Annotated in this window: 6 protein-coding genes and 1 tRNA gene; 4 read left to right on the forward strand and 3 right to left on the reverse strand. The window is 29.3% G+C overall.

Features of this window, described 5'->3' with window-relative positions; all coding sequences use genetic code 11:
- Positions 1–236 precede the first annotated feature (236 nt).
- A tRNA-Leu gene (locus ACH2BO_RS07540) sits at positions 237–320 on the forward strand.
- 79 nt (positions 321–399) lie between these two features.
- The gene (locus ACH2BO_RS07545) at positions 400–771 is read left to right on the forward strand and encodes a DUF1508 domain-containing protein (RefSeq protein ID WP_395044140.1); all 372 of its coding nucleotides are present in this window, start codon (positions 400–402) and stop codon (positions 769–771) included.
- 60 nt (positions 772–831) lie between these two features.
- Here ACH2BO_RS07545 and ACH2BO_RS07550 read toward each other — a convergent pair whose 3' ends face one another.
- The 3 genes from ACH2BO_RS07550 to ACH2BO_RS07560 all read right to left on the reverse strand — a co-directional run bounded on the left by ACH2BO_RS07550 (position 832) and on the right by ACH2BO_RS07560 (position 4,678).
- Positions 832–1,071, reverse strand: a complete 240-nt coding sequence (locus ACH2BO_RS07550; RefSeq protein ID WP_395044141.1) for a hypothetical protein — start codon at positions 1,069–1,071, stop codon at positions 832–834.
- 157 nt (positions 1,072–1,228) lie between these two features.
- Complete coding sequence (locus ACH2BO_RS07555; RefSeq protein WP_395044142.1) at positions 1,229–3,376, reverse strand: S46 family peptidase; 2,148 nt, start codon at positions 3,374–3,376, stop codon at positions 1,229–1,231.
- 54 nt (positions 3,377–3,430) lie between these two features.
- Entirely contained in the window at positions 3,431–4,678 is a 1,248-nt protein-coding gene (locus ACH2BO_RS07560) for a 3-deoxy-D-manno-octulosonic acid transferase (RefSeq protein ID WP_395044143.1), read from the reverse strand.
- Between the two features lie 289 nt (positions 4,679–4,967).
- Between ACH2BO_RS07560 and ACH2BO_RS07565 the strand changes: the two genes are divergently transcribed.
- Both ACH2BO_RS07565 and galE read left to right on the forward strand, forming a co-directional pair.
- The gene (locus ACH2BO_RS07565) at positions 4,968–6,095 is read left to right on the forward strand and encodes a DegT/DnrJ/EryC1/StrS family aminotransferase (protein WP_395044144.1); all 1,128 of its coding nucleotides are present in this window, start codon (positions 4,968–4,970) and stop codon (positions 6,093–6,095) included.
- Between the two features lie 75 nt (positions 6,096–6,170).
- Positions 6,171–7,123: UDP-glucose 4-epimerase GalE (gene galE, locus ACH2BO_RS07570; RefSeq protein ID WP_395044145.1), on the forward strand; the 953-nt coding region annotated here is incomplete at its 3' end.

Genomic DNA, 7,123 nt, shown 5'->3' on the forward strand with positions numbered 1-7,123 from the left:
TTCTAAAAATTAGTTGTATCATTACAAAGTAAAAATAGCTTGAGTGGTGATATCTTTAATTAATTTTTTCTAAAAATTAGTTATATCATTACAAAGTAAAAATAGCTTGAGTGGTGATATCTTTAATTAATTTTTTCTAAAAATTAGTTGTATCATTACAAAGTAAAAATAGCTTGAGTGGTGATATCTTTAATTAATTTTTTCTAAAAATTAGTTGTATCATTGCAAAAGCAAATGCTCGAGTGGTGGAATTGGTAGACACGCTGGACTTAAAATCCAGTGAACATTAGTTCGTGCGGGTTCAAGTCCCGCCTTGAGTACAAAAGCTTCAAACAATGTGTTTGAAGCTTTTTTGTTTTAATAATAATTCAACACCAATTTTTTTATCTAATTTATTCAATGGGAACTTTTGTAATTACACAAAGACAAAACGGATATTACAAATATGAATTTACTTCTAGAAAAGGAAAAACCATTTTTATTAGTAATGATTTTGAATTGCGCTTTGAATGTGAAGGTGATATAGATGTTTTGAAAAATAAAATTGTTGATGTTTTTTTTATGAAATTCAAATCTAAAAACGGAAAGTTATTTTTTAAAATTATACTCAACGAAAAAGAAATTGCTGTAAGTAGAAAATATTCAACACAATTTTTATTGCAAAAAGGAATTGACGAAATAACTAGATCGATTTCTAAATCAGAAATCCTTGATTTTACTAATCAAGAATTTGTTTTTCCTACTGCGGAAGATGTTTTTGGAAATAGTTAAATTTATTTCCAAAAAAAAAGCTCTGCAATTGCAGAGCTTAAAATTAAAACTAGGTTTTAATTATTTTTTTGCTTCTTCTTTAACAGCTTCAACTGCACCTTCGATTTTCTCAGTTGCGATTGCAGCAGCAGAATCAACTACAGCAGTAGCAGAATCAGCAACTTCTTCAACAACAGCAGCAGCAGAATCAACAGCTACAGCAGCAGAATCTGCAGTCGCTTCAGCGTTTTCTGATGCATTTTTACAAGATACTACAGTTAATGCAGCAACGATAGCTAAACTTAAAAATACTTTTTTCATCTTAATTTAATATAAAAGGTTAATTATTAATTCGGAGCAAAGATATAAATTTTTTTAATTGGAAAAACTTTTATTTAACTTTTTTTAAAATTTCTCTCTCTGTATTCCGAATATTTACTTTACAAATTTCATGCCAAAAAATAAATTTTATAAAAAATTATTTTTTCTTAGCTGGTTGTATGATTTTCAATTCGTTAATGATGTTTTTTGCTCCTGCAAACTTATCAATAATGAATAAAACATAACGAGCATCAACCATAATGTTTCTACAAATGTCTGGTGAGTAATAAATATCACTCATTGTTCCTTCCCAAACTCTATCAAAATTTAGACCAATTAAGTTTCCGTTTGCATCTAAAGCCGGACTTCCTGAGTTTCCTCCTGTTGTATGATTTGTAGCTATAAAACAAACTGGCATTTTACCTTTTACAGCATATTTTCCATAATCTTTAGTGTTGTATAAATCTATTAATTTTTGTGGAACATCAAATTCATAATCGCCAGGTATATATTTTTCTATAATTCCATCTAAATAAGTAAATGGTTCATAGATTATGGCATCATTTGGTTTATATCCTTTAATTTTTCCATAGGTTACTCGCAAAGTGCTATTTGCATCTGGAAAAATTCTAGCCGATCTTGGACTTAATTCTAAGATTGCTTTCATATATGTTCTTTGTAAACCAATGTTTTTTAGGTTTAACTCATCATATTTTGGAGCAACATTTTTAGAATAAGCATCAGCCATAGCTTTGATTATTTGATATCCTTTGTCTTTATTGATGTTTTCTATAACAGTTTTAGAATCTCCATTTAATAATTCTTTAAATCCATTTAATGTGGTTAATTTTGAGGTTTCAAAAACTTCTTTGGTTACTAATTTAGCATCAATTGAGTTTAAGTTTGAAGGTAAAAATTGTTTTGGAGATTTTGTTGCATATAAATTTATCAATTGTTCAAATACATTTCGGTCTACATCTGCATTATAATTTTTATAAAAATCTTCAATTCCGTTTGTCAAATTGTTTTTTCTATCGGTAAATGCTTGTTCGCCTTTGGATGTTAATAGTTGTTCTAGTTGATATAATCTATAACCATTAGATAAAATTTCTGTATTTCTCAAAGCTACTTCTGTAAAATAATCTCTTGCTAAAGCATATTCTTTTATTTCAGAATAATTTTTTTCAAAATCTGAAATTAAATTACCATATTCAGCTTGTTTTCCAGCTTTGATTACTTTTTCTTGAAAGTTTTTTTCAAATTTTTGTTTTATTGCAATTGCATTCGATTTTTTTAAACCTTTAGTTTCTCCAATCCATTTTTTCCAATAATTGGCAACACCAGCATATTTTGAAGCATATTGAATTTTTATGGTTGGATCTTTTCTCATAAAACCATCTTGCACTTTTAGAGCAGCATCACGAATTTCAATTTTAGCTGGATTTAAATTATTTACAATTTGATCAACTGCAAACGAAGGTAAATATTCTTGTGTTCTTCCTGGGTAACCCAAAACCATTGTAAAATCGTTTTCTTTTAGACCTGCAATTGAAATTGGAAAAAAATGTTTTGGTTTGTATGGAACATTTTCAGATGAATAAGCCGCAGGTCGATTGTTTTTATCTGCATAAATTCTAAATAAAGAAAAATCGCCTGTATGTCTAGGCCAAACCCAATTGTCAGTATCAGAACCAAATTTTCCTATAGAACTTGGTGGTGCTCCAACAAATCGAATGTCTTTAAAGGTTTCTGTTACAAATAAAAGATATTGATTGCCATCATAAAAAGTTCTAATTTTATTTTCTTGCCAAGATTCTTTTGGAGACGAATTGCTAAGAGTAGAAATGTTTTCTTGAATTTTCTTTTGTTTATCTGCTTCTGATGTAAGTATCGCAACGCCTTCTAAAATTTTTGTTGTAACATCTTCAATTTTCACAACAAACATTACATCCATGTCTTTGTTTGGCAATTCATCTTCCATTTTATAGGCCCAAAATCCATCTTTTAAATAATCATGTTCTAGTGTTGAATGTGTTTGAATAGCATCAAAACCACAATGATGATTGGTAAGAATAAGTCCTTTGTCTGAAATTACTTCGGCAGTACAACCACCATCAAATTGAGGAACAGCATCTTTCATGCTAGATTTATTTACAGAATAAATTTCTTCGGCAGAAATTTTCATTCCTAAATTTTTCATTTCTGTTTCATTCATTCCTTTTAGTAAAGAAGGAATCCACATTCCGCCTTGTTGAGCTTGGGTTTGTATTACAAATAAAAGCAGTAATAATTTGATGAATTTCATATAGTATTTATTATAGTTTGTAAAGTTAGTAATAGTTTATAGTTATTGTTTTTTTTATTGAGTCTCAATATGATTCACGATAATATTTGTTGCGCCTTTATTCATTTGTACAAATGTTTCACAAATGTGTCCTTTTTCATGACGAATAACTGTATTAGAAATTAAATGATCTAATATTTCATCCAATTCTATTTGACTATAAATAGTATTACAACCATCAAGAAAAACCAGTGAAGCTGCTTCGGGAAAATTTGTATAATTTGGTCCAATAATAATTGGAACACCAAATGTTGCTGGTTCTAGAATATTGTGAATTCCAGGAGTTCCATAACCGCCACCAACATAAGCAATATCGGCATAACTATAAATTTTAGTAAGAATTCCAATTGTATCTATGATGAAAACTTGAAATTGAGATAAATCTTTGTTTTCTTTTTCTGAATATAAAACAGTTGGTTTTTTTATTCTTTTTTTCAAACATGCAATTTGACCTGATTTAATATTATGAGGCGCAATGATGAATTTTACGTTTTGTTTATTGTTGTTTATATATTTTACTAATAATTCTTCATCTCTTGCCCAAGAACTTCCTACAACAATTGTCGTTTGATTATTTTTAAAACTTTCGATAAAATCTAATGAATTGTCACGTTCTAAAATAGATGCTACTCTGTCAAAACGTGTATCACCAGAAACTTTTACATTATTGAAACCAATACTTTGAAGCAATTTTTTTGAACTTTCATTTTGCACAAAAAAGTAATCAAATGTTTTAATTGCTTTTCTAAAAAAGCCGCCATACCATTGAAAAAAAACTTTCTCTTCACTAAAAACCCCAGAAATTAAATAAGTTTTAGTTCCGAAAATTTGGGATTGCTTTTTGAGTTCAAATAAATAATTTGGCCAATATTCATATTTAATAAAGAAAGCCATTTCTGGATGAACAAGTTGTATAAATTTTTTTGCATTATTTTTTGTGTCTAGTGGTAAATAGACTGTAACATCAGCAAGGTCATTATTTTTTCGTACTTCATAACCAGAAGGTGAGAAAAAAGTAATTACAATTTTATGTTTTGGAAATTTTTCTTTCATTTTTTCAATTACAGGCAATCCTTGCTCATATTCGCCAAGTGAAGCTGCGTGAAACCAAATTGTTTTATCATTGGATTTGATTTTACTTTCTAAGATTGAAAAAACTTCTTTTCTACCATTTACAAATAGTTTTATTTTTCTACTAAAAGGGGTTAATAGCTTTATTATTTGTGAAGCGAAAAAAATGATTAAATTGTATAGAAATTGCATTTTTTTATTTTTTTTATTGGGTAAAATTAAGTTTTTTGTTACAGATTTTAACATATTTTCATGAATTTTAAATTTTCATGAATTTTAAATTTTAAATTTTAACTAAAACAATAGCTGTTTACTACTTAATTATATCAATTTACTTTTATTTTTATAAGAGTTCAAAGACCATAGTTTGAAGTGAGAAAAAATGTTAAAAAGAAAGCAAGAATATGTAAACCAAAATTCACAAACTATTAGCTTCTTATAATGAGAAATATTATACTTTTGCAATTCAAATATTTTTAGAATGAAAAAACTACAAATGGTTGACTTAAAAGGTCAATACGAAAAAATAAAAGTTGAAGTTAATGCGTCAATTCAAGAAGTTTTAGAAACAAATACTTATATAAACGGACCATTGGTTCATCAGTTTCAAAAAAATTTAGAAGATTATTTGGGTGTAAAGCACGTAATTCCTTGTGCCAATGGTACAGATGCTTTGCAAATTGCCATGATGGGATTGAATCTAAAACCTGGTGATGAAGTGATTACTGCCGATTTTACATTTGCCGCAACTGTTGAAGTGATTGCTTTGTTGCAATTAACTCCAGTTTTGGTTGATGTTGATATGATTAATATGAACATTTCATTAGAAGGAATTAGAAAAGCAATTACACCAAAAACAAAAGCAATTGTGCCAGTACATTTATTTGGTAGAGCTGCAAATATGGATGCAATTATGGAAATTGCACATGAACATAATTTGTATGTAATTGAAGATAATGCTCAAGCAATTGGTGCCGATTATACATCAAAAGATGGTTCGAAAACGAAAGTTGGAACTGTTGGACATGTTGGAGCAACTTCATTTTTTCCTTCTAAAAATTTAGGATGTTATGGCGATGGTGGAGCAATTTTTACAAATGATGATGCTTTGGCTCATGCATTGAGAGGAATTGCAAATCACGGAATGTATGAAAGATACCATCATGATGTAGTAGGAGTAAACTCTCGTTTAGATAGTATTCAAGCTGGAGTTTTGAATGTAAAACTACCATTGTTAGATACTTACAATAAAGCACGTCAAAATGCTGCTAGAAAATATTCGGAAGCATTAAATGTAAACCCAAATATTGTAGCTCCAACGATTTGTGAAAGTTGTGATTGCCACGTTTTTCATCAATATGTGATAAGAATTACTAATGGAAAACGAGATGGTTTGTTAGCACATTTACAAAGTAAAGAAATTCCATGTGCAATTTATTATCCAATTCCTTTGCACAGTCAAAAAGCTTATGCAGATTCGAGATATAAAGAAGAAGATTTTCCAGTAACCAATCAATTATGCAAAGAAGTAATTGCGTTGCCAATGCACACCGAATTGGAAGATGAACAAATTAAATTTATAACAGATAGCGTTTTAGAATACATTTAATAATTGTTTATTCGATAATTTGGTTATTTATTAATTCGAATAACCAAATAAACAAAAGAACAAATCAACAAAAAAATGAAAATAATAGTAACAGGAGGATTAGGATTTATAGGTTCGCACACAGTTGTTGAATTACAAAACGAAGGTTTTGAAGTAGTAGCATTAGACAATTTGTCCAATTCTTCAGAAGATGTTTTAGAAGGAATAGAAAGAATTACTGGAAAAAAACCAATTTTTGAAAAAATGGATTTGCGTGACAAAGCATCGGTTCAAAATTTCTTTAAAAAACATAATGATGTTGATGGTGTGATTCATTTTGCTGCAAGTAAAGCTGTTGGCGAAAGTGTTGAAAATCCTTTGTTATATTATGAAAACAATATAAATGCCTTAGTTTATGTTTTGCAAGAATTGAAGGAATTGCCCAAAGCAAATTTCATTTTTAGTTCTTCATGTACAGTTTATGGTCAAGCCGAAATCATGCCGATTACTGAAGACGCATCAATACAACCGGCAGCATCACCTTATGGAAACACAAAACAAATTGGTGAAGAAATTATAACAGATGTTGCAAAAGTGACCAATATCAATTCAATTTTATTACGATATTTTAATCCGATTGGTTCACATCCGAGTGCTGAAATTGGCGAATTACCACTTGGAGTTCCTCAAAATTTAGTTCCTTTTATTACACAAACTGCTATTGGAATGAGAGAAAAACTATCTGTTTATGGAGACGATTATCCAACATCTGATGGTACTGCAGTTCGTGATTATATTCATGTTGTAGATTTAGCAAAGGCACATGTTATTGCAATGCAGCGTTTATTGAACAAACAAAATATTGAAAAAGTTGAAACCTTCAATCTTGGTACAGGAACAGGAAGTTCGGTACTCGAAGTTATTACAGCTTTCGAAAAAGTTTCTGACCAAAAACTAAATTACCAAATTGTTGGAAGACGTGAAGGCGATATAACCTCGGCATATGCAAATACAGATAAAGCCAATAATGTTTTGGGCTGGAAAGCACA

Origin of the sequence: Flavobacterium sp. (assembly GCF_043773265.1) — a bacterium.
Classification (GTDB): domain Bacteria; phylum Bacteroidota; class Bacteroidia; order Flavobacteriales; family Flavobacteriaceae; genus Flavobacterium.